Below are 26,219 nucleotides of genomic sequence, written 5' to 3'. Positions count from 1 at the left end.
TTATGTGACCGGCGCCATCGAAGCACAAAAAAACAGAGTGCAAACACCGCGGCCCGCGACACCGGAACAAGCCATCGAAATTTCAACCATGACCACCAACACAGGCAGCTATTCTGCCACCATCAAAGCGTCGGGAATTGTGAAAACACGTTACGCATTAACACTGACAACCCAAGTCAGTGGAGAAATAACGCGTTTGTCGCCCGTATTCGAAGCCGGTCAGGTGGTAAAAAAAGGCCATGTTTTGGCGGTATTACAAAACACCGAACTGAACAGTGACGTGGCCAGCGCGGAAAATACCTTAGCAGCGGCAGAATTGGCGCTCAAAGAAGAAGTACGACAAGGTGAACAAGCCAGAGCCGAATGGGAAGCAGCCGGTTTCAATGGTGATCCAGACTCCGACCTCGTATTGCGCATGCCACAACTCGCGGCCGCAAAGGCCGAATTGGAAGCCGCAAAAGCCGCACTAAATAACGCCAAAACAAAACTTCAACACACCAAATTGGTCGCACCATTTGATGCGTTAATAGTCGATCGCAATATTTCTCTGGGTTCGTACATGAGTTCCGGCAGCGAAGTCGGCACACTGTACAGCGTGGATCGAGCCGAAATACAAATTGACCTTTCAAATAACGATTGGTTAAAGCTTCCCGATACCAAAACCTTACTACAAAATGACTGGCCAGCTCGTATCGCCAGTGTCGATGATAACCACACTTGGCAAGGCAAAATACTCAGCGTAAACCAACACATCGATGAAACCACTCGCATGCGCAGTCTATTCGTTAGCCTTGATAAACCACTCAGCCAGTCGCCAGCATTGCTGCCTGGTGCGTTTGTCGAAATCACAATTCAAGGTAAGCAGCTTGATAACTTATGGCGATTGCCAAACACCGCGTTAAGTCAGAAGAGCGAAATCTGGTACATAGACGAAAACAGCCGTTTGGCGGCATTTGAAACCACGCCTCGCTTTGTCGATGGCCAATTTGTTTACATTCAAGTCCCTAACAATATGCGCGACAAAGCCTATCAAGTCATTATTCAGCCTTACAACAGCTACCTCAAAGGCACGCTCGTCAAATCACTGAATGCTTCTAACCCGGCAAATAAAGGCACGAAACAATGACCCCAATAGACCAACCCAAAGGCATCATTCCTTGGTTTGCCAATAACCCGGTTGCGGCCAATCTACTGTTGATTCTGGTCATCAGTCTCGGCGTCTTAAACATGGGGTCTATCAACAAAGAAGCGTTTCCAAGCCTGACGCCAAACCGAGTAGCCATTTCGGTGAGTAATGACAGTGGATCCGCGAAAGAAAACGAAGAAGGCATTGCGATTCCTATCGAAGAAGCACTGCAAGGCGTTTCAGGGATAAAAACCATCACGACGTCGTCCACCGCCAGCGCCACCAGCACGAGCATCGAAATGCTGGATGGTTATGACATGGACACACTATTCAACGACGTGAAGGACAAAGTCGATCAAATATCGTCATTACCAGACGAAGCGGATCCAGCCGTTGTCACCAAGGCGACTCGAGAAGAACACTCTATTTGGATTCAGCTTTACGGTGAGGCTGATCGACGCACATTGCAAAAGCTCACCCTTGAGTTAGAGTCCGACTTACTCGCCAATGAAAACATCAGTGCCACGTCGGTGTCGGGTTGGTTAGACCCAACCATCCTAATTGACGTTGATAAGAATAAACTCGAATCTTACGGACTGACCCTGTCAGACATTGCCACAGCGATCAATGCAGAATCCTCTCCGGCGCAAGTTGCCACCCTGCGCGATGAAAACATCTACCTAACCATCAGTGCGTCTGAACAAGCCTATATCAAAAGTGAGTTCGCGCGCATTCCTGTTCAATCAAACACGGCAGGTGGCAAACTACTATTGGGCGACATCGCCAACATACGCGACACGTTTGATGAAGATGACTTCGTGCTGTCTCGCTTTAATCGACAAAACAGCTTGGGCATTCAGGTGCTAACCACCGGAAAAAGCGACATATCCAACTCGGTTATTGGCGCCAAAGCGGTTATTCAGGATTGGGAAGACAGCGGGAGATTGCCCGCCAATGTCAAATTAGGCACCTGGTATGACCGCAGCGAGTCCATTAATCAACGCTTAGAGTTGATGGTAGAAAACGCCATCACAGGTGTTCTGCTGGTGTTTATTTTGCTGGCGATTTTCCTGAACGTCACCGTCGCGTTTTGGGTTGCTATGGGCTTGCCCTTTATTTTCTTTGGTACCTTATTTTTTATGGGGACGGAAAGTGTTGGCTTAACATTAAATATGTTTACCACATTTGGCTTCATCATGGCGCTGGGCATTGTGGTTGACGACGCGGTTGTCGTTGGAGAAAGTGTGTATACCGTTCGCTCCCAAGAAGGCGACACCATCGGCAACACCATCAAAGGCACTTTAATGGTCGCCATCCCCACCTTATTCGGTGTATTTACCACAGTGGCAGCGTTTTGGGCGTTATCCAATATCGAAGGGCGTCTGGGGCAACTGTACTCTCAATTTGCAACGGTGGTGGCGATCTGTTTGATTCTGTCGGTCATCGAATCCAAAATCATCTTGCCTGCGCACTTGGCGCACATCAACACCCAAAAATCGACTCGTACTAACCCACTGTCTAAAGCGTGGGCGATGGTTCAACAAGGTGCCGACAGCGGACTACAATGGTTCAGCGAACGCATTTATCGCCCAACCATTGATCTTGCATTAACTCATCGGTACGCCGTCTGTGTGTTTTTCATCGCGATTTTCGCACTGGTGATCTCTATGCCTCTCACCGGTGTGATTCGCATGAGCTTTTTCCCTCAAATTCCGGGCGATACAGTACGGGGCGAGCTGACCATGTACAACGACGTCAGTTATGGGCAAACCAACAAAGTATTGCTGGAACTGGAACAAAAAGCCTACCTCGCTGATATCGCGTTGCGCAGCGGGAATAACGACCGAAAACGACCGGCGGCTGGCAGTGCTGAGATCCACCAGTTCCTCAAAAACAAATGCATCACAACCAAATGCGTCGCAACCAAACACACCATCAAAACCCAAAGGCGATGTGGCGATCAAGAACATCCAAGTAACCGCAAAAGCGATGACCAATCTGGAAACATTCGTATTGAACTGGACGATAATCGCCCATACACATCGGCGCAGTTTGCCAGTGAGTGGCAACAGCTTTCGGGCATGCCAGAAGGCGTTAAAAACCTGCGTATTCGCAGCGCTCGCGAAACCGTCGATGCCCTGCGAATAGAGTTACGCGGTAACGACAGCAGCGTCTTAGATGGCTCGATGCAAGCGTTATTAAAGCAACTAGAAATCACTGCCCGCGGTAACAGGGGTTGAACAAAACAATGCCCCTACAGAATCCAGACTCATCCTACAACTCACCGCACCAAGGTCGCTTGCTTGGATTATCAACCAGCGATCTCGCCACTCAAGTATCACGCAGCTTTGACGGTCCAAGTCGTGCAAAAGTACCAGCGCGATAACTCTGAAGTGGAAGTTCACGTAGGTTATCCCGGTGATCAAAAAGAGTCTCCTGCCGCTGTGATGAACACCAAGGTAGTGTTAGAAGACGGCACGCGAGTTCCGCTTTCAACCGTGGCAACACTGTCACAACAAGACGCTGAAACGCGCATTATTCGAATTGACGGTAAACGTTCGTTGTACTTGTCTGCCGAAGTCGATAAAGACACCATGTCGTCCACCGAGGTCGTCGAATACTTACAAAATGCCGTTGTACCGCAGATGAAACGCCAATTTGCGGGAGTGTCTATTTATTTCTCAGGAGAAGCGGAACAAAGAGAGAAAACACAATCGTCCATGTCTGAAATGTTCCTCATTGCCTTGCTGATCATTTATGGTTTGCTTGCCATTCCGCTCAAATCTTACTCGCAACCACTGATCATCATGATGGCCATTCCATTCGGCATCATCGGTGCTTTATTAGGCCACTGGATGAACAATCTTGCGCTGGGGATTTTCTCTCTGAATGGGATTTTTGGCTTTGAGCGGCGTGGTGGTTAACGACAGCTTGCTGCTCGTGTCTCGTTTTAATGATCTACGCTACGAAACCAGTCATGTAAAAAAAGCCATTAGCTTGGCATGTCGTAGTCGGTTACGCGCTGTACTGCTGACGTCATTTACTACCTTTGCCGGCCTGATCCCTATTCTGTGGGAGACCTCAAGACAAGCACAAATGCTCATTCCTGCTGCGGTTTCCCTCGCTTACGGCATCATGTTTGCCACTGTGATTACGCTGATTTTGATTCCTGTTTTATTAATGATCAAAGAAGATATTCACGAGTTAATTGCTCGCCTAAAGCATACCAGCCCCTTAGCGAGCTCATCCGACCAGCCGTAAAATGATGTAGAAGCAGGAAAATCCAAGCGTATTTTGAAAAAAATACGCTTTTTTTTGTTTTATTTTCAAGACAAGCCTTGTGACTTCATTTCGCTTATTCGTCCAAATCAGGAACCAAGTTGCAGAACAATAAAAAAACCACCACAATACGAAACCACATTCTAAATTTAAATACAATAAGAGAACAAAATGCACTTAGATGACGTTGACTTGCAACTGCTTGCCTTAATTCAAAGTGATGATAGTATTTCCACAGAGTCTATGGCGAAGCACGTTGGCCTATCAAAAACCCCTTGTTGGCGACGCGTTCAAAAGCTAGAAAATGCCGGTTTTATTAAGCGTCGTGTTGCGCTGTTAGACGCCGACAAACTTGGCCTTGGTGTTTCCGTTTTTGTACAGGTTAAAACCAACCAGCACGATGCAAATTGGGCTGAGGAATTTGCTCGCGTTGTGGCGGAATTTCCTGAGGTGGTGGAGTTTTACCGCATGGCGGGAGAATACGATTATTTGCTTCGCGTACTGGTAAAAGACATACCAGCCTACGACAAATTTTATAAACGATTAATTAGTGCCACCGCATTAACCGACGTCACCTCAAACTTCGCCATGGAGCAGATCAAGTGGACAACTCAGTTGCCCTTGCCTAACCCAAAAGAGTAAGCAGCGAACGAACAAGTGTATTGATGCGGCCAGCCAAATGAGGAAAAAGTGATGTCCATTGCTGCCGCTGAAAATACAACCAAGCAACCCCAATCTAATACTGAGACTTTATTCGCCCGTATACGTGACGGCATCATAGGAAAAGACACGCAAATACACACGCCATTTGGCGTAAAAACGCTCACCTACGCTGACTACACCGCATCGGGCCGCAGTCTCGATTTTATCGAAGACGCCATTCGTCATCATGTGCTGCCGCTTTACGCCAATACGCACACCGAAGCCAACGCCACCGGCCAACAAACCACCGCCTTTCGCGAACAAGCTCGCCTGCAAATCCGAGAAGCCGTTAACGCGTCAATAGATGACTTGGTGATATTCTGCGGTAGCGGCGCCACCAGCGCGATTAATACCTTAATTAGCCAAATTGGATTGCGCCAATTGAGCGAATCTGAAAAATCTGAAGTGTGCGTTTTTATTGGTCCTTATGAGCACCATTCCAATGAATTACCGTGGCGTGAATTGGGCATTGAGGTGATTAGAATTCCTGAATCTAAAGACGGTGGCGTATGTTTGGTTACTCTAGAAAGTCAATTACAGGCGAACCAAGATAAACGCCTCATAGGCAGCTTTAGCGCGGCATCGAACGTCACAGGAATTTTATGTAATCAAGACGCCATTACCAGCTTACTTCATCGCTATCACGCTCTGTCTTTTTGGGATTTTGCCGCCGCTGCGCCTTACGTCAAATTGGACATGAATCCAAGTTCAGACCCCGCTCTTGCCAAAGATGCGATCTTTTTCTCTACTCATAAATTCATCGGCGGCCCAGGTACTCCAGGAATTTTAGTCGTCAAAAAAGCCATCATCGACAACCAAATACCAAGCAATGTAGGCGGTGGAACCGTGTCTTTTGTGACACCGAATGATCATACCTTTTTGCCCGTGGGCGAACGCAGAGAAGAAGGCGGCACACCAAGTATCATTGAATCGATTCGCGCAGGATTAGTGTTCCAGCTCAAACAAGCGGTTGGCGAAAAAGCCATCGAAACTCGTGAGCACGAACTTGTGCAACTCATCGACAAGCATTGGCAGCAGCAACCAAATATCGAACGCTTGGGCCACGCAGAGGCAGATCGTTTATCGATTACCGCATTTCGTATCAAAACCGAATGGGGTTATTTACATCATGGCTTTGTCACCGCGCTATTAAATGACATGTTTGGTATTCAAGTTCGCGGCGGTTGTTCCTGTGCAGGACCTTACGGCCACCAGCTTTTAGGCATAGACAAAACGGAATCAGAGCGCATTCAAGTAGCATTGAAACAAGGTGAGAAACTCGTAAAACCGGGTTGGGTTCGCTTCAATTTGAATTACTTCTTAGACGATGCAGAAGCGATGTTTATTTTGGACGCTATCGATTTTGTCGCGAAACACGGCACCCACGTTATTGCCTTACTACGCTTATGATCAAACTGCGGATTTATGGCGCTTCAAGGGCAAACCAACACCTAAGTCGCTTAACGAGCTATTGTTCTTGCAAACAGAAGCACAGCAACCACAGACAGAGCAAACAACAGATAGAACGGAAGATAAACACACTTATCTAAAACAAGCCAAAGTGATTGTAAGAGACTGTCTAGCAGGGAAATACACACGACAAACACAGCCATTTAACAAAGAGTTCAACGACATTAAACGCTTCGTGTTGGCTGAGGATCTTGTTTAATCAAGCGGATTTTTTTTGAGGTATTAAGATACGATCCAGATGAGACGATTAGGCTTTCTTCTGGATCAAATTAAACTGCATGCCTGTACGCAAAATGCCAGTGCTTAAGACATTGGCTCTTAAACCACCACGATGCAGCCAAGCTCTAACCACTTGTGATGATGATATCGAATCGTTGGCAAGAGATTTTCCTAACGAGCCACAGGGCTCACACAATTCGACACCATAAAAGCGAACATCGCCGATCGAGAATTCTTGCCCTACTAGCTGATTCAACCGCACACCTTGGGTCACTATGTTTCTTCTGGTCGCTGAAAGGCCAACTCTTTGTGCGAAGTTAGCATTAAAGGCAGCGATCTCTTCACTTTCAACAAACGTAATATTTGGACCGTCTGTGCCTTTCTTACCATAGTATCGATCGCCTACGATGCCTTTCCCCGCATCCACTTTAACGGCATCGAATGCCTATCTGCGATTGCTTGGATTTTTTCGACACGAAAATTGCTTGAATCACCCTTTGTCTCCTAAGACAAGATTATTGCGAATTGAGTATGGCATAGGTGATTAAAAACTGTCATTCAGATCTTCCACCATGGCGTAAATCTTGGTGGCTTTTTCAAAGTGATTTAACTGATGCTCTTCTATCCACCAGCGGGCAATTTCCATCAAGGTTATGGGATCGTCGTTTTTATTGGCAAAAAAGGCGTAAAACGATACTTGAACCCCTTCGCCTTTTTGTTTAATTTTTTCCGCACAAACCGACAGAATCTTTTGTTTAATCTTTGTATTCACTTCCATTCCTTCTTTTTGAAAAACGGCATTGCGTGAATCTCGCATTGCCTTATATCGTTTAAAAATCACCCTATGCGACTAAAGTCTGACTTCTTATCTATCGACTGCCTGCTAAATTAACAGGGCGTATAAAAATAATTATAAGGAGATCTACCATGTCAGATCATAATATTAATGCAGAAAAATACTGGCAAGCAAACCTAAGGCTGATACTAGGCAGCTTAGTGGTTTGGGCGCTAGCCTCTTATGGCTGCGCTATCCTACTTCGTCCCATGCTCTCAGGCATTATGATCGGAGGTGCTGATTTAGGCTTCTGGTTCGCTCAGCAAGGTTCCATTCTTGTATTCATCGCTTTGACCTTCTTCTACGCTTGGAGAATGAACAAGCTTGATGAAGAATTTGGCCTTCAGGAGTAAGTCGCATGGATCAATTTACTATCAATTTACTTTTCGTCGGTGGTTCCTTTGCGCTTTACTTCGGTATTGCATTCTGGGCTCGCGCCGGATCAACAAAAGAATTCTATGTGGCCGGTGGTGGAGTTCATCCCGTACTAAACGGTATGGCAACAGCAGCAGACTGGATGTCAGCAGCCTCCTTCATTTCTATGGCAGGCTTAATTGCTGCCGCAGGTTACGCTAATTCAGCTTATTTGATGGGTTGGACTGGTGGTTACGTATTACTTGCCATGCTTCTAGCACCTTACTTACGTAAGTTTGGTAAATTTACCGTGCCAGATTTCATTGGTGATCGTTTCTATAGTAGCACCGCTCGTTTGGTTGCCGTGGCTTGTTTGATCATTGCTTCCGTTACTTACGTTATCGGTCAAATGACTGGTGCGGGTGTAGCCTTCTCTCGCTTCTTAGAAGTCGATAACAACACTGGCCTTATCATTGCTGCGATTGTTGTATTCTTCTATGCAGTATTAGGCGGTATGAAAGGTATCACTTACACTCAGGTTGCACAGTATGTTGTGTTGATCATAGCCTACACTATCCCAGCTGTTTTCATCTCCTTGCAGCTGACTGATACGTTTATTCCTGCTATCGGTCTTTTCTCTAACCATACAGAATCTGGTATGCCATTGTTGCAAAAACTGGATGAAGTAGTACGAGAACTGGGCTTCCAAGATTACACCGCGGACGTAGATAACAAACTAAACATGGTTCTGTTCACACTGTCATTGATGATAGGTACAGCAGGCCTGCCACACGTTATCATTCGTTTCTTCACCGTTCCTAAAGTAGCTGACGCTCGTTGGTCTGCTGGTTGGGCACTAGTATTCATCGCCTTGTTATACCTAACAGCACCAGCTGTTGCGTCTATGGCTCGCTTGAATCTATTGACCACTATCTACCCTTCTGGGCCAACAGAAGCCCCTATCGAGTACTCAGAGCGACCTGATTGGGTACAAACTTGGGAAACAACAGGTTTAATCAAGTTTGAAGATAAAAACGGCGATGGCCGCGTTCAATTCTATAACGATGTGCCAGCATTCAAAGACGAAGCAACCGCTCGTGGATGGGAAGGCAATGAGTTAGTCGTTAACCGAGATATCCTTGTATTGGCAAACCCTGAAATTGCGAACCTTCCTGGTTGGGTTATTGGTTTGATCGCTGCAGGTGGTCTTGCGGCGGCGCTCTCTACGGCAGCGGGTTTGTTATTGGCTATATCGTCCGCGATCAGTCATGACTTAATCAAAGGCTCGATTAACCCCAATATCACTGACAAAGGAGAATTGCGAGCCGCTAGGATATCCATGTTCGTCGCCATTGTTGTGGCAACGTATCTCGGGATGAATCCACCAGGCTTCGCGGCTCAAGTAGTAGCGTTGGCCTTTGGTATTGCTGCGGCTTCTATTTTCCCTGCGTTGATGATGGGTATCTTCTCTAAACGCATAAACAGCACGGGTGCTGTAGCCGGTATGCTAGCTGGTTTGATTTCTACCTTGGTATACATTTTCTTGTTCCTAGGTTGGTTCTTCATCCCAGGTACAGCGTCTTTCGCTAACACACCAGACAATTGGTTATTCGGAGTGTCGCCGTTGTCATTCGGTGCTATTGGTGCAGTGATTAACTTCGCGGTTGCGTTCATCGTGTCTTCTATGACGCCTCCACCACCAAAAGAAATCCAAGACCTTGTTGAAAGTGTTCGTTACCCTCAAGGTGCAGGCGGTGCCGTTGATCATTAAGATCTAACACGCACTTGCATTAAAATCGGGCCTTACTATGTTGTGAGGCCCGACTTCCTTATAATAAGAATCCACTCAAGATCAAAAAGAGAGCGCTTATGTTTTGGGAACTCATTGCTACCGTTTTTGCTGGTATTGGCGGCGCGGGTATTGCCCTGTTGTTGAGAAAAATCACCAAACAAACTGCCCCAAAATGGCTGGTTCCCGTATTTGCAGGAACCGCAATGTTAGGGTTCCAAATTCAAGGAGAATACGACTGGTATGATCATCAAGCCGGTTTACTGCCAGAAGGCGTAGTGGTAGTAAAAGCCGTTCAAGAAGAAGCCCCATGGCGCCCATGGAGTTACGTTTTTCCTCAAACCGTTCGCTTTATCGCAGCCGATGTTGCTAATTCAGCCGTTAATAAAATTGACCCAAACCTCGTGCTTGTTGATTTATATTTCTTTGAGCGTCGTCACATGGCGAAGCGTGTTCCCCAAATTGTTGATTGTGTCCAGTCAGCAAGAGCGGATTTTACCCAGACCTTCACTGCGAAATCTTCCACAGACACTCAATCTACATGGCATGCTCTTGAAAATGATGACCCATTGATAAAAGCGGTTTGCGGTAATCAGGCATAATCCTCTATTAACGAGCAAAAGCGCAAATTCAATATCGCTCTTTTTAACCTGCGCTTTCCTCATTGGTATCAGACGTCAGAAACCACCATAATATCGGCTTTTCCACGAGCGAAAGTCGATTATTATGAACATCAGCCAAGAAGAACGAGACGCGGTCTACAAAACAATTTTTTCGCGTCGTGATGTTCGCCGAGAATTCAAACCCGACCCTATTCCAAATGACGTTTTAGAGCGTGTTTTACTGGCCGCACACCATGCCCCCAGTGTTGGTTTCATGCAGCCTTGGGACTTCATCCTTGTCACCAAACCAGAATCCAAAAACCAAATCAAACAAGGATTCCTGCAAGCGCACGCAGAAGCCACAGAACTGTTCGAAGGTGAGCGTCAAACGCAATATAAAAGCCTAAAATTAGAAGGGATTGAAGAAGCGCCATTGGGCATTTGCATTACATGTGATCGCAGCAGAACAGGCTCTGTCGTACTAGGGCGAACTGCCAAGCCAGAAATGGATTTATTTAGCGCCGTGTGCGCGGTACAAAACTTATGGTTAGCGGCGAGAGCGGAAAACCTGGGCGTTGGTTGGGTGAGCATCGTCCACGATAAAGTCATACGCGACACGCTCAACATCCCCGAGTCCATCGATATCATTGCGTATTTATGCGTCGGTTATGTAGAGACATTTCATGACACGCCCGACCTAGAAAGAGCAGGATGGCTTCCCAGAAGAGACGTTAGCTCAGCGGTTCATTATGAATCTTGGCAAGAAACAAAGTCGCATAAACCAAAATAATGACACGCAAGGCGGATGACATTCATCCGCCTTATCGTATTGGATTTCAATTAAGCGCGACGTTCAACGCATGAATCAACTGATCCATTTCTTCGTCACTGGTATAATGCACGAATGACAAACGAACCACGCCGGTTTCTGTGTCCACGCCCATGGCTTCTAATAGACGCACTGCATAAAAATGCCCTGCCCCGCAGATAATCCCTTGATCAACCAGCTTCTGGGCGAATGCTTGAACCGTTTGACCTTTAGGAATAATTGACACCGTAGCGGCTCTTTTGGTCGGATCAGCACCTCCAAGCAAGGTCAGTTTGGGGTGCTGCTCAACAAAATTAAGCAGCTTAGCCAATAAGATTTGCTCCGCATCATGCAACAAATTTCGCACACGCTGGGCTTTTTCGGCAACAGAATCCGTCGCCTCAAAGTGATGATCGTGCAAGGCATCAAAATAATCCAACACCCCACGACTCGCGGCTATTTGAGCGTGATCAGGCCCCGCGGGTACAAACCATTTTTGGCGATAAGCCTGATTAAAGTAATGCGCCTGATTGCCGAGTTTATCCGCCATGTCATCTCGAATAACCATAACACCAAGGTGCGTGCCATAGGCCTTGTAAAGAGAGAACAAGTAAATATCTGCGCCCAAAGCACCAACATCTGGCAAACCATGACCAGCAAAAGAAACGCCATCGACCAATGTGGCAACGCCAGCCACTTTTGCGCGCGCGCAAATGTCTGCGACAGGATTAATGTCTGCAACAACATTGGAACAGTGGGTAAAAGCCAGAAGTTTAGTGTGCTCAGTCAATAGTTTCTCTAAATCATCCGGGTTTAATGATCCGGTTTTTGCATCCACTTGCCACTCTTTAATGACCGCCCCGCGCGTAGCCAAAGCACGCCATACTCCGATATTTGCTTCATGATCTTGATTGGTTACGATGATCTCATCACCCGCTTTCAAAATCTTACCGAAGGCTTGCGCCAAAACATAAGTGTTCTGAGAGGTAGAAGGACCAAGATGCACATTGCCACTGCTGACATTCAAATAAGACGCCAAACGCTCGTGCGCTAAATCCATTTGAGCGCCGGCTTTTTGTGCTGCAGGGTGAAGGTGGTAGGGCTGAAGTTTGGTTTCTCGATAATATTGATCCAGATGATCAATCACTGCCTGGCAAGCATAAGATCCGCCTGCATTATCAAAGAAGGCTTGTCCAGCCAAAGAAGGCTCTTTAAACGCGGGAAACTGAGAGCGAACAAACGCTAAATCTAACGAGACTGCCATAGCCTTAACCTCTATAAAATTGTCTAAAACCTGCGATTCACAAAACAAAGTATAGAGAATAAGGCACACAAGTTGTTTGCCATTTTACGAGAGAATACTTACGCTAACACAAGATTTTTGTTTTTAATGAGTCTTTTATGAAAGAAATCACCTTAGACCGTCTCGACTATAAAATAATCCAAGCATTGGAAAAAGATGGCCGCATGAGCAACACGCAATTAGCAGAGGCCATTAACCTATCTCAATCTCAGTGCTTAAGACGCTTACGTCATTTAGAAGAAATGGACATTATTAGTGGTTACAGAGCACAAATAAACTATGAAAAGCTCGGCTATAGCGTCATGGCTTGGACACTCGTTACCGTCAGCAAAGATGTCCTGAATGCTCGAGACAATGTAATGCGCTTTCTACAACAACAAAGTGCCGCAATCAACGTACATGGCGTCACTGGAGACGTCGACCTTATGGTCGAAATATACGCAACAAACATGACCGAATTTACTGAATTGGTCGTCAAGCAACTCTACGCACACGCTGATGTTGTCAGTACAAAGTCCTACATTCGATTGGATACCGCCAAACAAAATGGCAGCCCACTAGACACACCTTCATGCTGACAAAATGAGAAAACCATCCGATTGATTAGTTTTTTTCAGGTATAGGCGTATTTTTTATCGTTTGTCTTATTTACCCATAGTTTCTACTATACAAGCATCAAAACAGAAAACGTTTTGGTGCTTATCGAAACAACCATAAATGAGGGAAACACCATGAAAAACACTCAAACTATCGCTGAATTACTAGAAAACGTTAACACTTCTTACTTAACTGAAGCTGAAAAATACGAAGCCATTGCTCGCGCTGAACGCGCAGAATACATTGTTGCTGGTATCTCTTCTGCTGTTGTTGCCGTTAAGAAAGCCGTACTAAAATTGAAAGCGTCTCTAGTAACGTCTTCTGCTCAACACGCTTAATCGCACAGTAAATCAGACTATATTGGATAAGCGTCTACTCTTTCTAACGTAGATATTTTGGCTTATTCCAACCAGCTTCTGAACAGGAAATGGCGCTAGAATAAAAACATTAAGCGCTTCCCTGCTCCCCTTCTTTTTCTTCCAGTCATTCTCTAACATGCTAGCTCGGTGTCGTTTTCTTTATTAAAGACGGTTCACTAATGCCAACCCAGAATGTATTTAAGAAAAACTCGACCACAGTCATCTTGGTTTATATTGCGCCCGACAATAACCACGACTCACAGCAGGGTCACGAAGCTGTAAATGCTTGGTCTGGCGACCACTCACTCGCTCTCGCCACAATTTAAAGCTATTGGGTTTTAGGTGACGTCTCATAAAGCGAATCACTTGTGTTTCCCCCATGCCGAACTGTTTTTCAATGGCTTCAAAGGGTGTTCTGTCTTCCCATGCCATTTCAATCACTCTGGATGCTTCGCTGTTCGTCAATGTCATAACGTGTATTGCCCTTGCTAAAATCAGTTGACTCTAATACGCATAGATTCACAAAAGAGATGACTCAAACTGTCTTGAATGACAATTTATGACGAACACTTAAACAATGGACACTTTACCGCTAGAATGTCGCCAACATTTTGTAAGACCCATTAGCGAAGCTGAGTAACCCATATGAAACTTTTTATTAAACTGATCCGAAATCTTTTAGGCCTTATCATTGCCACCGTCGATATCCTTACTCGCGGATCAAAGCAAAAACGCACAGCAGAAAAACAACAATCTGTAGAGGCAGAAGCCCAAAACATGGCGCTTTACCAGTTTTTTGCTTGTCCCTTCTGCATCAAAACCCGTCGCGCCATATACAAACTTAATCTGCCTATCGAAAAACGCAGCGCTTCAGAAGGCTCACCATTCCGTGATGAGTTACTAGAAGGCGGTGGTCGAGTAAAAGTGCCTTGCTTACGCATCGAAAAAGATGGCGAGGTGGAATGGCTGTATGAATCGTCTGAAATCATTCGTTATCTTGAAAAACGTTTTGCCTGATCCAAAAGTAGGTCAAATTTTTCACACATAACGCAAAAAAAACCATTCACGGAAAACAGTATGATTTGGCATTGTCAGGCATTTAATGAGCTTACTACACATACCTTGTACGATTTACTTAAACTGCGCAGCGATGTCTTTGTGGTTGAGCAAAACTGTGTTTTTCCAGATTTAGATGATCTGGATACACGACCGGATACACGACACCTTTATGCGCTAAAAGATAATAAGGTGGTGGCTTACGCTAGGCTGTTGGCAAAAGGTGACTCCTACACTGGCTTTACCAGCATAGGACGCGTGGTTGTCGCGCAAAATAGCCGAAAAGATAAAATAGGTCATGTTCTAATGGCAAACGCCGTCAAAGAAACGCTTCTACGTTGGCCTGATAGCGACATCAAAATTGGCGCGCAGTCCCATCTTGAACGCTTTTACCAATCTCATGGCTTTACCACAGTCTCTGAGCCTTATATGGAAGATGGGATTGAGCATTACCACATGATACGAAAGACAGAATAAAACCCTTAATTCGCCATGCTAGATGTTAGCTCTAGCAAAACGTTTACTGCAAATCTAGGAGGTTGCTTGAATTAGGGGTACTTGAACTAGAGAGTACTTCATCTAGGGAGTACTTCTCAAGATTGGTTAACACATTAGTCTGAAACCAAATCGTCAATCAAATTGATCCATTCCTCAAGTTGCGTATCAAGCGTTAGCTTTTGCTTATGAGTAAAAGAAAGGTTCAGTTCAGCCAGCATTTGAGCATACAAACGTGCATTGCGAGCTGATTCTGCTTTGTATTGTGCGGTTTTGTACTGGTCTGGATCGCTTATAAGAGCAACAAGCCTTGGTGTAAATTCTGGTTTATCGCGATGGGCAAAAATATCTCTCACCACATTCTGTAAGGTGGTTTGATATTCCGTTCGTCCATTCGTTGTCGTAATAAATTTGAGGGCGTAATACGAAACTGTATCGGTTTGCTGCTGGGTTAGCCTGCCCACATTATCCTCAATGAATTCAGCCAGACGCTCCTCTCGACGAATTAACCGCTCTACATCTGTTCGCTTTTCTGACTCAGACTGACGCGCTTGCCTTTTTTTGTTCCATGCCACAAGCAGCGCTTCTACTTGCTCTGCAGACAGGAGTTGTGCAAGATCCGCGAGCTCTGGCGCAACTTTAGTACGAAAACGATTAAGGTGCTGTTGCGCTTGCTCAAACTCGCTCAGCCATTGCTCTTCATTCAGAGGTCCAGACTCTAATTTAATGCGAAGGCTTTTAAGTTGTGTTTGATATTTTTCAAGTTCAGTAGAACGGTGCCAATGTTGCCATGCGACAATGTGCTTATCTAATGCCGCTTTTTGATCTGACGATAAATCCACATAGTCGTCCACATACCAATAAAGTAACCAATCAATATTGTTGTACATAAACGAAGATGAACACGCGCTCAAAAGAAAACTAAATACTAGTATTAGGGGAAATTTAGCCTTCTTCATGTTCAACCCCTCGCCTTAAGTCACCAAGTAGATGTGTATTTCCTATCTAACCTGTACGGACTTGTTGGTCAAGCGGATTACTTTAAAAGCGGGATCTGTTGGCGGTGATTGCAGATACAAAAACGGCTTCTGCTTGTTATGAAAACAAGACAGAAGCCGCTTACAGTATAGCCTGCTATTTTAAAAAAATAGGCCTAGTGGTGATGACCACCTTCTCCATGAACATGACCATGTTCTAGCTCTTCAGCCAATGCTTCACGAACATCAATGATTTCAACATCAAAGTTCAATGTTTTGCCTGCTAAAGGATGGTTACCATCTAACATAACGCCATCGTCTTCTACTGCAATAACCGTCACTGGCTGTTGGCCACCTGGCGTCTGAGCCATGAATTGCATGCCAACTTGGATCTCGTCTACGCCTTGGAAGTTTTCAGTAGGCACTTTTTGAATCAATTCTTGATGAACAGCACCGTAGCCATCTTCAGGAGCAACAGAAACAGCAAGCTTGTCGCCAGCCGCTTTACCTTGAAGGGCTTTATCTAGACCATCAATGATGTTTTGCGCGCCACTTAGAAATACTAAAGGCTCTTGACCAACAGAAGAGTCAAGTTCTTGGCCTTGTTCATCTGTCAATGTGTAGTGCATGCTAACAACGGCGTTTTCTGTAATTTGCATTGAATTCTCCAGCTTAAAAATAAATATAAGGAACGAGTGCTTGATACAAGCAAACAATTTTGCACGACACCGCCACAACACGAACCAAGACAACAGTTATTATGAGTATGATAACGTCCCATAAACGCAATAACTACCGTATAACTCTACAAGTTTGGTACGTTCGGCGATTTTTAAAGGGATGTTTGACAAAATTTTAAAAAAAATACCAAAGACACGGTACAACAATGCTTTTACGTTGCCGTTTATTCGTCATGTGGTGGCATGAACTGCGAAATATCCAGTTCATAAGACTTGCCTAACCAACTAACGCCTTGAGTATGATCGACATATTCATCACCCGTTAATGGATGTAAAAAAACATCCAACGACTGACGATTTAACATCAGCCAAGGAACAATCTGCGCAAACGTCTCTGCTGCAAATGAAAGCTGACAACTCCAAGCTGGGTGTGGGCCGACGTTTTTTTGATGAAAACGCCCAACACGAATATCAAATAATTCTGCCGCTTGAGCCGCTACCCGCTTTGCGGTCTCAACCCCCTCTTCGTCATGATAATAAAGGTGTGCATGAAACGCTTTGATGTCTCGATATGAAGGAAGTATGCTCATTTTAATGCCTAACGTTAATCATCATCTGTGGATTTACAAACAGTGTAGCACCTCCCCTCTCTCCCTTACACGACCTAAGTCGTAGAGGATTATTCTTGGGCTTGTGTTACATTTAGTATTCAAAATCATGATCCCCAGCCTATATTCAGGTATCGAATTTAATGACTGTTTTCTGGATTCTGTTAGCTATTCTGTATGTTTTAGGTTTGTTCTGGATTGCCATCTGGGGCGACAAGGAAAGTCCAACAGCAAAAAAACTCACGCGTCACCCATTGGTCTATAGTTTATCACTGGCCATTTATTGTACGGCCTGGACGTTTTACGGCTCGATCGGTGAAGCTACTCGATCTGGCTGGAGCTACTTACCCATTTTGCTTGGCCCCATTCTTTTGTATTTATTCGCTTTTCCGATTTTACGCAAAATGATTACGGTCAGCCGAAAACAAAACATCACCTCCATCGCGGACTTTATTTCTTCTCGATATGGCAAACGCCCAATGACTGCGCCCTTGGTCATTCTAATCAGCATGCTGGCGGTCATTCCTTATATTGCGTTGCAGCTCAAAGCCATCGGCTCGAATTTTGCGCTATTTGTGAATCAAGACGAATCGTCAACGGGCATTGTGGTGTTGATCGCCACCATTTTAATTGGCGTTTTTGCCATGCTGTTTGGCACACGAAAAGTAGAAGTCACAGAGTATCGTTCAGGCATGATGCTCGCCATTGGCGCCGAATCGTTGTTTAAATTAATCGCTATCGTGGCCGTTGGCCTAGTCGCCATTTTAATGACGCAAGAACGAGATATCACTGAAATAAGTCAAAATGTGGACTTTGCTGTTTGGAACCCCGAACAATTTTTGTCTTTTTCCTTTTTGATGCAAACCTTCATGTCGGCCGCCGCAGTCATTTGTCTACCCCGTCAATTCCATGTCACCGTAGTGGACCATCAGAACGACAGACAATCCAATATGGCGCGATTGCTGTTTCCTTTATACCTATTGATTTTTGCCGCCATTATTCCGCCAATCGCCATTGCAGGGCAAAGTCTTTTTTCTGCGGATATAAACCCTGACACCTACGTTATCCAGTTTGCCTTAGTCTCAGACAACCTTCCGCTGCAAATATTGATCTTCCTTGGTGGCATGTCAGCGACGACCGCCATGATCATCATTGCCACGTTTGCCCTGAGCATTATGATCAGTAACGATGTGATCTTGCCTCTTATGCTGGCTCGCGCCAGTGCGCAACAACAAGCCCTTCCCCTGTATCGACGTCGAATACTGACCATCCGTCGCCTTGCCATGATTGGCATTTTGGTACTGTCCTTCTTGTATTACCAAAAGCTCGCCAACAATGAATCTCTGGCTGGCACAGGTGTACTGGCCTTTTCATTGGTCTTGCAACTCATGCCCGCAGTGTTAGGTGGCCTGTACTGGAGAACGCGCCCATGCGCACGGCGTTTATACTGGGCTAACACTGGGTTTTTTGTGTTGGGTTTTGCTAATGATGCTACCATTAACAGGCAATATTGACTGGGGCATAGACAGCGCGCAATCTCGTTCCGAGCTTATTAGTTACGGGGCATTTATCAGCTTGTTAGCCAACGTTATTGGTTACATTGCAGGATCGATATTGTCCACAGAACGACTGATAGACCGTATTCAAGCAACCGCTTTCGTTAGCCCCACTACCGAACTAGAAAAGGGCTTTTTTAAGCCGAAAAGCAAAGCCACCAACGGCGACTTCTTTGTTTTGCTAGAAACCTTTTTAGGCAAACAAAAATGCCAACAAGTACTTGCTAACTTTGAACAAGACTACAACCAAACCTTGCCGAATAATGCCTCACCAAACCGGCTATTTGTCGACTACTGCGAACGCATTCTAGGTGGCGTTTTAGGTGGCTCGTCTGCTCGCACCATCATCAACTCCATTTTGGTCGACAAGCAAATCAAGGTCGAAGAAATGGTGACGTATCTAGATGAAACAACGCAAGCCATCCAGTTTAGTCAAAACTTGTTATTTGTTTCCATGGACAATTTGGACCAAGGCATCAGCGTCGTAGATAAAGACCTGCGCATCGTTGCTTGGAACAAAACCTACTTGTCGCTTTACCCATACCCAGAAGGCATGTTGACCGTCGGACTGCCCGTAGAAGAGCTCATTCGCTTTAATGCGGAACGCGGCGAATGTGGAGTTGGCGACATAGAGGAACTGGTCAGCAAACGCTTAGAACATCTACGAAAAGGCACCACGCACCGATTTTTGCGCCGCCGAGCCAGTGGACGCGTGATAGAAATGGTAGGCAACCCACTTCCAGACGGTGGCTTTGTAACCAGTTTTACCGACGTCACTGAACACATAGAAAGCCAACAAGCGTTAAAAGAAGCCAACATTGATTTGGAAAAACGTGTGGAGGCTCGTACAGAAGAAGTGCAAGGCGTCAATAATGAGCTAATGCAGGAAATTGAACGCCGTAACCAAGCAGAAAAAGCCCTTATCAGTGCGAAGGCCGAAGCCGAAAAAGCCAACGCCTCAAAAACAGAATTTCTCGCTTTGGCCAGCCATGACATCCTACAGCCATTAAACGCTGCTAAGCTCTACATGGGCATTTTACAGTCCACGTCATTACCTCAAGACACCAATCAAGTCATTGGAAAGTTGTCCGATTCCTTAGAATCAACCGAAGCCCTGATTTCTACCCTGCTCGAAATTGCTCGCTTAGACCAAGGGGCGATTCACCCCAAATTAGTGGACTGCAACTTACAAGACATTTTAGCGCCTATTATCGCGGAATTTGGCGTGATTGCAGAAAGTAAAAACATTCGTCTAACAACTTACCTACGTCCTTTTAGGGTACACAGCGACCCAATCTATTTGCGTCGGATCATACAAAATTTTGTCTCTAACGCGGTGAAATATACTCAAAAGGGCCGCGTATTGTTAAGCGTGAGACCCAGAGATGGCGTGGTTTATTTGCAAGTATGGGACACTGGCGTCGGCATTCCAGCAACCGAACAGAAAAAAATATTTGATGATTTTTACCGCTGGGAAAACACCCAAGAACCCGGCATGGGATTGGGCTTGGGGCTGGTGCGACGTATGCAAAAACAGCTAGGACTTGCGACACAAATTCGCTCTGTCCCAGGCAAAGGCAGCTGCTTTAGCATTGGTATTCCTTTAGCTCAGAGCAACCAAATAACCGATATTGCCGTGACGCCAACCACCAGCACACAGCATGAAAAACTGTCGCATTGTTATGTTTGGTGTATTGATGACGAGAAAAACAACCTCATTGCAATGCACACACTCCTGACCCATTGGCAATGCGACTGTCGCACTTTTAATCGTTTTAGCGATGCGTTAGAAGCGGAGGGAGAAGCGGAACTGCTGCTCGTGGATTACCACCTTGACGATAATAAAGACGGTGTTTCTTTGATCAAGGCCCTCAGAAAAAGAGCGGGGAAAACTATTCCAGCCGTGCTCATCACGGCATTACGGGACCCTGAATTAGTAGAGCAATGCAAACAGCAAAATATTACTTATATGGCAAAACCAGCAAAGCCCGCGAAATTGCGAGCTTTGGTTCAGCATATTCACCAGTTAAGAGAAGAAGCAAACGACGATGATTAATTCACACTTGTCGTTTAATGAGAATCCATTTTAGGGGGCTGCAAGCCGCAGCCCGCCAAAATAATGCCACTGACCGTATCGCCAATACGCTTTAGGTCCTCATCACCAAGTGATTCAATACCGCTTAGCGCCAGCACTTGCGCCTCAAAATCTGCGTAATGCTGTGTCGTCGCCCAAATCATGTAAATCACACTAGCAGGGTCACACGAACGCATCTTACCTGCGTCCATCCAACCTTGAAGCAGCTCCGTTCTCGACTTAAACCACGGGCGTAATTCTTCTTTTAAATAGTCGCCAATATGCAGCGCCCCACCGATGACTTCCATTGCAAAAAGTCGTGACGTACCGCCTTTTTCAAAGCTTTGTTTCAGTTTGACACGAATAAAACTGTCTAATACATAGGCAGGATCATCGTCTAACGTTGCACGATCGAATAAATCATTCCACCCAGTTAAGGTTTGATCAAGCACCTGCTTGTATAAGTTTGCCTTCGACTGGAAGTAATAAATAATATTAGGTTTAGGTAGTCCTGCACGCTCAGCGATGTGCTGCAAGCTAGCGCCATTGTAACCCTTTAGCCCGAATTCCGTTTCGGCCGCTTCTAGGATTTTTACAAAGACTTCTTCACGATGATTTTGACGTTTGCTCATGGGGGAGTTAGGTCCTTAGTTATATTTACTTCGAACAAAGCCGAAAAGACGAATCAGCATTGTCCGAAAAATCTGTACTTTTCCAGTATTAAGCCAACAATGCGGTCAATTCTTCCGCCGTCGATATTTTGCCTTCATCTTCAATATTAGGAAAAACAGCCACGGTGACATTATCCAGAGTAAGACTTGGCAACCATTCGGTTTTAAACGTCTCCAATGACACAGAAACAGGCTCGCAATCGTCCCAATCATCAATGGCCCACTGGCTCGCAAACTCAGCATCTGGCCATACCATGACACAATCGCCATTGTCTGTTTCGACCATAACGAAGCCTTCTTCGTTACTCAAACTCCACACCAATTGTGTCGCTTTCGCTTGCTCAACAAAATACGCCAAACGTTCACTGTCGGGCGCAACTAATAATTGAACGCGTTCATCCATTGATAACTCTTTCATCATTCACTCTCTTTTTTAAAAAGTAAGCCACTTCTTCTTCGGTCAAAGCGCGGAATTCTCCGGCATCCAGATCGGCGTCTAACGAAAGCGGACCAATCTGATCACGATGAAGCTCTTCCACTTTATTACCAACCGCCGCTAACATGCGCTTCACTTGATGGTATTTGCCTTCTTGAATCGTCAGGAAAATATCACAGTCACTAATACGTTCAGCAATCGCCGGTAACGTAGGCTGTGATTCGCCATGCAGCATCACGCCTTCTTCCAATTGTGCTAATGCATCGTCACTGATTGGGTCTGCTAGCATCATTCGGTAACGTTTGTTACATGCATTTCGTGGTGATGTAATTCTGTGTAACCACTGCCCGTCGGTCGTCAATAACAGCAACCCTGTCGTGTCCTTATCTAACCGGCCCACTATTTTCAGCTCTTGGCCTAAATGAGAGGGCAGCAAGTCCAATACGGTAGGGTGATCTGGGTCTTGAGTGGCGCAAACGTAACCTGCGGGTTTATTCAGTAAGTAGTACCCTTCCGATGGCCACGCCAAAAGAGTGTCATCAAGGCATACTTTATCCCCTTCTTGCACCGTAAAATTGGCTTTTTTAACCACTTCACCATTTACGGTAACACGGCCTTTGGATGCAGCAATTTTTGCCGCTTTACGCGCCAATTCGGTCACGTGGGATATATAAAAATCAAGTCTCAAGGGAATCGCCTATGGCTTTGTTTAAATTAAGAGAATACTTCGTGGGTGGTTTCAATTTCTTTGTAGAAGAACGTGGCATTATGCAACATACCGTTTGCACTGCGTGTGTATCCAGGTACTTCACCAAACGGAATATAGCCCATATTCACATACATGTCGTGAGCTATGTCATCGCTTCTTACTTCCAATATCAACAATTGTCTTTGCATGGCGGCGGCAACACGCTCAACACCTTGCATTAAAATGCCACCTAAACCATTTTCACGCGCTTGAGTGTGCACCATCAACTTTTCCACATCACAACGATGCAATGCATTGGCCTTGGGCGACATAGAGATTTGCACACTGCCTACGACTTTGTCGTCTTCTCGAACAAGCAACACTTGACGCGCATTTGCCTGTAAATCATCGTTAATTGTCTGCCAATAGGCTTTCGCTTCAGACTCACTCATTGGCGGTAAAAAGCCAATAGGCGCACCGGAATCCACGGCATCACACAATAATTCAACAAGATCGTCCAAATAAGGGTTAAGGTTGTCTACTTTAAGTAATTCCAAACTCTTTTCCTCTGACTTTTGGTTGTGCCAATGATACCTGAGCACGACACAGTTAGGAAACGTCAGACATATTGAATAGCAAGTAGGCATAAAAAAGCGACCGAAGTCGCTATTTTATGCTTTTTCACGAAGGCATTATCGCCTGTCTCTACACATTGCCCATGTAACGGCCAGGTTTATGATTTACAGCAATGATCATATTCAATGCGACGGCCCCAACAAACGAGATAATGATCAGGGTATAGTCAACAACAAAAACGGACAGCATCACAATCATGCAATCGACAATCATCTGAAATTTACCCATCGAAATGCCATATTTTTCGGCAAGATAACGCGCAAGAATGTTTAATCCACCTAAGCTGGCGTTATGACGGAACAACATCAGAAAACCGACCCCCATCAAGAACCCACCGGCCACACTTGCGTAAAATGGGTTCACATGATCAAACGTCACTAACATTGGCGTCACGTCGGCAAACACAGACAAACAGAAGACGGACAAGAACGTCTTTATGGTGAACTCCCAACCAAAGTGCATAATTGCCAAAATATAAAACGGCAAGTTAATCAAGAAAAAAGCCTGGCCAAAGCTCAATGGTGTTGAATATTGCATCAAAAATGCCAGTCCTGCCGAACCGCCGGTTAATAAACCCGCATGAGTAAAAAGGTTCACGCCGAGAGCAATAATCAAGGTACCAAGAATCACCGCTTGGGCATCTTCGAGGCGCGTGTGTTTATTGGTTTTTGGCAACTCGGCTGTCGACATGGTTTTCTCTCTACATAAATGACGGGATTAGAATGGCGTGGATTCTAGAGAAAAATAAGACTAAGACCAATACAGAAGCCGAAAGCTGTTTTTGGCCATTTTCAGGGAGTGTCTATTTTTATGTACACATCATAGATGTATACATTCATCCCTCAAAAATTTTTAACTGTAAAGCACGCAAATAAAGAAGGAGATTAAGTGCCGTTCAAAAAGACGTAACGTTATGACCATCTTAACAGCATCAGGACGAGCAGATTCGGCGTATTACTTTTCCTACAACACGACGTGGTGAAACCCATCCGATACGCTCAGACTGTAGGCTTTTATTATTTTCGCCTCCTAACCAAAGCTGACCATCTGGCGCAATATGTAGGACCTTTTTTATAATAAGTCCATACAATGCATGATCAACCACCACAATTTGACCAATTTTCAACTTACGATACCATCGACTGATACAAACAAAATCCCCATCTTGTAATTGCGGCGACATGTTCTCACCCTTTACTTTCATTAAGCGAAGCATAGACGCTCCTCCCTATAAAAACGCAAATCCATGAGCAACAGCACAATCCGCCTTTGCCGTTTTAAAACGCACAACCTTATCCAGTAACGCCACCACACTATGCATCATGATGCTCCCCTGTTGTTTCATAAACCTTTTACGACGAAGCCATTGTTTATAAACAAAGCCTCCAACTATGACAAAAACGCCAACAAAAACACCAATAGAGTGAAGTAACTCTCGCGTCTCATTTGACTCAAAAGGCCCCTCAGCGGCCAACCCTACTTGACTCATTAACAAGACCGCGCAAACGAATACACACTCAACCATCAATTTCATGCTCTCCCCTCAACTCATCACTAATGACAAACAAACGTATTAGATGTGGAGATAGCATGGGATAACGATTGCATTAATGCCTTACTCTGTATTGAGACTTCTCTGCGATAACTCTGGGTGAATAAATCCCACTCAAAACGAATATGAGTGGCGGTTCTCATAATAAGATCACGCTGCTCGTTATTCATATCTGGTCGGGACATCACACGCTGCAAAAAATTTACCGCGCATTCAAACTGCGTATTCGCCGAAACAAAATCGCCCAACGCCGTGTACGATTCCGCCATATTCAAAAAACTCACCGCCGCAGCCGCTACAGCCGACTCCGCATCACGATAGAAATCTTCATCAAATGAACGCTCAGCTTGGATTAAAGCTTGGCGATTTAAGTCGACCGCATCCGTGAAATCATGGTTTGAAAATGCCTTATTCGCCTGCCTTGTTAAACGTTCCCAGTTTTGCATTAGATCCCCCACAAGAATAAAAAAACTTAATGAGAATCATTATCGTAAAAGATCTTAAAAAAATCCAGCCAATTTGAGAATAAATCTCATTTAAATGCTTTACACGGGGACGTTCGAGAGCGCTAAGGAAGGAGAATTCATGGAAATAAATATAAACACAAGAGAAAATCGTTACAAATCAAGCAAGTAGCTCGCAAAGCGAACTACCATTCAATCCCGATTTGAGCTTTCACACCGTTTGCAAAAGCATGACGCTCGTTGGCAATTTTACTGTGAGTATCCACACTGTCCAACAGAACCCTTGGTGCGGTGCGACCAGTCATCATCACATTTTGATGAGCTGGACGAGCGGCTAATGCAGCAACCAAGTCCGCTTCGTTTAAATAGCCATATTTGTACATATAGGTAATTTCGTCCAGCAAAACAAAGTGTACGCTAGGATCAGACAACACTTTTTTAGCCAATGCCCACGCTTGTTCTGCGGCTTCTTTTTCTAATTCAGGGTTTCGGGTTTCCCATGTGAACCCATGGCCCATAACATGGAAATCAACCAAAGGATGAGAACCAAAAAACAACTGTTCACCGGTGGCTTTGCGCCCCTTGATAAACTGGATAACCGCACTTTTTTGCCCATGCCCCAACGCTCTCGCCATGGTGCCAAACGCACTGGAGCTTTTGCCTTTGCCATTGCCTGTTAATAAAATCGTAACGCCGCGTTCTTCGGTTGCGGCCGCAATTCGTTCATCCACAATGGCCTTTTTTTCAACAAGCGCGCTTCGTTCTTGTCCGCTTGCTCTACTGTTTTTCTCCGTACTTTTTAGCTCTGCGCTTGTTTTATCTCGAGTAGTATCCGTCATAATGTCTCTCTTTTAACCTGCTATTTTTCTTGCGCTATTTTTTC

General features: G+C 45.2%; 33 protein-coding genes. 17 read left to right on the top strand and 16 right to left on the bottom strand.

Features of this window, described 5'->3' with window-relative positions; all coding sequences use genetic code 11:
• From N5P32_RS09595 to N5P32_RS09565, 7 genes are all read left to right on the top strand, one after another.
• On the top strand, positions 1–1,126 hold a 1,126-nt coding region (locus N5P32_RS09595), incomplete at its 5' end, for an efflux RND transporter periplasmic adaptor subunit (RefSeq protein ID WP_265728865.1).
• Positions 1,123–3,366: an efflux RND transporter permease subunit gene (locus N5P32_RS09590; RefSeq protein WP_265728864.1), complete on the top strand. Its 2,244-nt coding sequence runs from the start codon at positions 1,123–1,125 to the stop codon at positions 3,364–3,366. The genes N5P32_RS09595 and N5P32_RS09590, both read left to right, overlap by 4 nt.
• A 63-nt stretch (positions 3,367–3,429) precedes the next feature.
• Complete coding sequence (locus N5P32_RS09585; RefSeq protein WP_265728863.1) at positions 3,430–4,050, top strand: efflux RND transporter permease subunit; 621 nt, start codon at positions 3,430–3,432, stop codon at positions 4,048–4,050.
• On the top strand, positions 4,016–4,387 hold the full coding sequence (locus tag N5P32_RS09580) for an efflux RND transporter permease subunit (RefSeq protein ID WP_265728862.1): 372 nt from the start codon (positions 4,016–4,018) through the stop codon (positions 4,385–4,387). Before N5P32_RS09585 ends, N5P32_RS09580 begins: the two co-directional genes overlap by 35 nt.
• 189 nt (positions 4,388–4,576) lie before the next feature.
• Positions 4,577–5,047 (top strand): Lrp/AsnC family transcriptional regulator, encoded by a 471-nt coding sequence (locus tag N5P32_RS09575; protein WP_265728861.1) that lies wholly within the window; start codon positions 4,577–4,579, stop codon positions 5,045–5,047.
• 51 nt (positions 5,048–5,098) lie between these two features.
• Positions 5,099–6,517, top strand: a complete 1,419-nt coding sequence (locus tag N5P32_RS09570; protein WP_265728860.1) for an aminotransferase class V-fold PLP-dependent enzyme — start codon at positions 5,099–5,101, stop codon at positions 6,515–6,517.
• Positions 6,471–6,776 (top strand): hypothetical protein, encoded by a 306-nt coding sequence (locus N5P32_RS09565; protein WP_265728859.1) that lies wholly within the window; start codon positions 6,471–6,473, stop codon positions 6,774–6,776. The genes N5P32_RS09570 and N5P32_RS09565 overlap by 47 nt, the downstream gene beginning before the upstream one ends.
• Positions 6,777–6,824: 48 nt before the next feature.
• On the opposite strand, the gene N5P32_RS09560 is transcribed toward N5P32_RS09565, so the two are convergent.
• Together N5P32_RS09560 and N5P32_RS09555 are read right to left on the bottom strand one after the other, a co-directional pair.
• On the bottom strand, positions 6,825–7,223 hold the full coding sequence (locus tag N5P32_RS09560) for an MOSC domain-containing protein (RefSeq protein ID WP_265728858.1): 399 nt from the start codon (positions 7,221–7,223) through the stop codon (positions 6,825–6,827).
• A 117-nt stretch (positions 7,224–7,340) separates the two neighbouring features.
• Complete coding sequence (locus tag N5P32_RS09555) at positions 7,341–7,613, bottom strand: DUF6500 family protein (RefSeq protein WP_265728857.1); 273 nt, start codon at positions 7,611–7,613, stop codon at positions 7,341–7,343.
• Between the two features lie 110 nt (positions 7,614–7,723).
• Here N5P32_RS09555 and N5P32_RS09550 point away from each other — a divergent pair, with 110 nt between their 5' ends.
• From N5P32_RS09550 to bluB, 4 genes are all read left to right on the top strand, one after another.
• A complete protein-coding gene (locus tag N5P32_RS09550; protein ID WP_012069154.1) occupies positions 7,724–7,984 on the top strand; it encodes a DUF4212 domain-containing protein in 261 nt (86 codons plus the stop codon).
• Positions 7,985–7,989: 5 nt separating this feature from the next.
• Positions 7,990–9,756, top strand: a complete 1,767-nt coding sequence (locus tag N5P32_RS09545; RefSeq protein ID WP_265728856.1) for a sodium:solute symporter family protein — start codon at positions 7,990–7,992, stop codon at positions 9,754–9,756.
• Between the two features lie 98 nt (positions 9,757–9,854).
• On the top strand, positions 9,855–10,376 hold the full coding sequence (locus N5P32_RS09540) for a hypothetical protein (RefSeq protein WP_265728855.1): 522 nt from the start codon (positions 9,855–9,857) through the stop codon (positions 10,374–10,376).
• Positions 10,377–10,500: 124 nt separating this feature from the next.
• Complete coding sequence (gene bluB / locus N5P32_RS09535) at positions 10,501–11,166, top strand: 5,6-dimethylbenzimidazole synthase (RefSeq protein ID WP_265728854.1); 666 nt, start codon at positions 10,501–10,503, stop codon at positions 11,164–11,166.
• Positions 11,167–11,212: 46 nt separating this feature from the next.
• Here the strand turns inward: bluB and N5P32_RS09530 are convergent, their stop codons facing one another.
• On the bottom strand, positions 11,213–12,448 hold the full coding sequence (locus N5P32_RS09530) for an aminotransferase class V-fold PLP-dependent enzyme (RefSeq protein ID WP_265728853.1): 1,236 nt from the start codon (positions 12,446–12,448) through the stop codon (positions 11,213–11,215).
• Positions 12,449–12,585: 137 nt separating this feature from the next.
• Here N5P32_RS09530 and N5P32_RS09525 point away from each other — a divergent pair, with 137 nt between their 5' ends.
• Both N5P32_RS09525 and N5P32_RS09520 read left to right on the top strand, forming a co-directional pair.
• On the top strand, positions 12,586–13,065 hold the full coding sequence (locus N5P32_RS09525; protein WP_265728852.1) for an Lrp/AsnC family transcriptional regulator: 480 nt from the start codon (positions 12,586–12,588) through the stop codon (positions 13,063–13,065).
• A gap of 153 nt (positions 13,066–13,218) precedes the next feature.
• Positions 13,219–13,422, top strand: coding sequence for an RSP_7527 family protein (locus N5P32_RS09520; protein ID WP_265728851.1), 204 nt, complete (start codon positions 13,219–13,221; stop codon positions 13,420–13,422).
• A gap of 240 nt (positions 13,423–13,662) precedes the next feature.
• On the opposite strand, the gene N5P32_RS09515 is transcribed toward N5P32_RS09520, so the two are convergent.
• Complete coding sequence (locus N5P32_RS09515; protein ID WP_265728850.1) at positions 13,663–13,914, bottom strand: TIGR03643 family protein; 252 nt, start codon at positions 13,912–13,914, stop codon at positions 13,663–13,665.
• Between the two features lie 174 nt (positions 13,915–14,088).
• Between N5P32_RS09515 and N5P32_RS09510 the strand changes: the two genes are divergently transcribed.
• Together N5P32_RS09510 and N5P32_RS09505 are read left to right on the top strand one after the other, a co-directional pair.
• Complete coding sequence (locus N5P32_RS09510) at positions 14,089–14,460, top strand: glutathione S-transferase N-terminal domain-containing protein (protein ID WP_265728849.1); 372 nt, start codon at positions 14,089–14,091, stop codon at positions 14,458–14,460.
• Between the two features lie 60 nt (positions 14,461–14,520).
• Complete coding sequence (locus tag N5P32_RS09505) at positions 14,521–14,976, top strand: GNAT family N-acetyltransferase (protein ID WP_265728848.1); 456 nt, start codon at positions 14,521–14,523, stop codon at positions 14,974–14,976.
• A 134-nt stretch (positions 14,977–15,110) separates the two neighbouring features.
• Here N5P32_RS09505 and N5P32_RS09500 read toward each other — a convergent pair whose 3' ends face one another.
• From N5P32_RS09500 to N5P32_RS09490, 3 genes are all read right to left on the bottom strand, one after another.
• Positions 15,111–15,953 carry a DUF6279 family lipoprotein gene (locus tag N5P32_RS09500; RefSeq protein ID WP_265728847.1) on the bottom strand — a complete coding sequence of 281 codons (843 nt, stop codon included), beginning with the start codon at positions 15,951–15,953 and terminating at the stop codon, positions 15,111–15,113.
• A 194-nt stretch (positions 15,954–16,147) separates the two neighbouring features.
• Positions 16,148–16,630 carry an FKBP-type peptidyl-prolyl cis-trans isomerase gene (locus N5P32_RS09495; protein WP_265728846.1) on the bottom strand — a complete coding sequence of 161 codons (483 nt, stop codon included), beginning with the start codon at positions 16,628–16,630 and terminating at the stop codon, positions 16,148–16,150.
• Positions 16,631–16,875: 245 nt separating this feature from the next.
• Positions 16,876–17,241 (bottom strand): DOPA 4,5-dioxygenase family protein, encoded by a 366-nt coding sequence (locus N5P32_RS09490; RefSeq protein WP_265728845.1) that lies wholly within the window; start codon positions 17,239–17,241, stop codon positions 16,876–16,878.
• 161 nt (positions 17,242–17,402) lie between these two features.
• Here N5P32_RS09490 and N5P32_RS09485 point away from each other — a divergent pair, with 161 nt between their 5' ends.
• Both N5P32_RS09485 and N5P32_RS09480 read left to right on the top strand, forming a co-directional pair.
• Positions 17,403–18,773, top strand: a complete 1,371-nt coding sequence (locus tag N5P32_RS09485; protein ID WP_265728844.1) for an SLC5/6 family protein — start codon at positions 17,403–17,405, stop codon at positions 18,771–18,773.
• Positions 18,745–20,871, top strand: a complete 2,127-nt coding sequence (locus tag N5P32_RS09480) for a hybrid sensor histidine kinase/response regulator (protein ID WP_265728843.1) — start codon at positions 18,745–18,747, stop codon at positions 20,869–20,871. Before N5P32_RS09485 ends, N5P32_RS09480 begins: the two co-directional genes overlap by 29 nt.
• Positions 20,872–20,885: 14 nt before the next feature.
• Here N5P32_RS09480 and N5P32_RS09475 read toward each other — a convergent pair whose 3' ends face one another.
• The 9 genes from N5P32_RS09475 to cobO all read right to left on the bottom strand — a co-directional run bounded on the left by N5P32_RS09475 (position 20,886) and on the right by cobO (position 26,175).
• The gene (locus N5P32_RS09475; RefSeq protein ID WP_265728842.1) at positions 20,886–21,521 is read right to left on the bottom strand and encodes a TetR family transcriptional regulator C-terminal domain-containing protein; all 636 of its coding nucleotides are present in this window, start codon (positions 21,519–21,521) and stop codon (positions 20,886–20,888) included.
• A gap of 88 nt (positions 21,522–21,609) precedes the next feature.
• Positions 21,610–21,981: a DUF2750 domain-containing protein gene (locus N5P32_RS09470; protein WP_265728841.1), complete on the bottom strand. Its 372-nt coding sequence runs from the start codon at positions 21,979–21,981 to the stop codon at positions 21,610–21,612.
• Entirely contained in the window at positions 21,956–22,684 is a 729-nt protein-coding gene (locus N5P32_RS09465; protein WP_265728840.1) for a pseudouridine synthase, read from the bottom strand. Before N5P32_RS09465 ends, N5P32_RS09470 begins: the two co-directional genes overlap by 26 nt.
• Positions 22,685–22,710: 26 nt before the next feature.
• Entirely contained in the window at positions 22,711–23,241 is a 531-nt protein-coding gene (locus tag N5P32_RS09460; RefSeq protein WP_265728839.1) for a GNAT family N-acetyltransferase, read from the bottom strand.
• Between the two features lie 148 nt (positions 23,242–23,389).
• Positions 23,390–24,010 (bottom strand): YitT family protein, encoded by a 621-nt coding sequence (locus tag N5P32_RS09455; RefSeq protein WP_265728838.1) that lies wholly within the window; start codon positions 24,008–24,010, stop codon positions 23,390–23,392.
• Positions 24,011–24,251: 241 nt separating this feature from the next.
• Entirely contained in the window at positions 24,252–24,536 is a 285-nt protein-coding gene (locus tag N5P32_RS09450; RefSeq protein ID WP_265728837.1) for a S24/S26 family peptidase, read from the bottom strand.
• 12 nt (positions 24,537–24,548) lie between these two features.
• Positions 24,549–24,854, bottom strand: a complete 306-nt coding sequence (locus N5P32_RS09445; RefSeq protein WP_265728836.1) for a hypothetical protein — start codon at positions 24,852–24,854, stop codon at positions 24,549–24,551.
• Between the two features lie 20 nt (positions 24,855–24,874).
• Entirely contained in the window at positions 24,875–25,318 is a 444-nt protein-coding gene (locus N5P32_RS09440; protein WP_265728835.1) for a tetratricopeptide repeat protein, read from the bottom strand.
• Positions 25,319–25,521: 203 nt separating this feature from the next.
• The gene (cobO, locus tag N5P32_RS09435) at positions 25,522–26,175 is read right to left on the bottom strand and encodes a cob(I)yrinic acid a,c-diamide adenosyltransferase (protein ID WP_265728834.1); all 654 of its coding nucleotides are present in this window, start codon (positions 26,173–26,175) and stop codon (positions 25,522–25,524) included.
• Between the last annotated feature and the right edge of the window lie 44 nt (positions 26,176–26,219).

Origin of the sequence: Marinomonas pontica, assembly GCF_026191375.1 — a bacterium.
GTDB lineage: Bacteria > Pseudomonadota > Gammaproteobacteria > Pseudomonadales > Marinomonadaceae > Marinomonas > Marinomonas pontica.
This window is presented reverse-complemented; position numbering and strand designations above follow the sequence as displayed.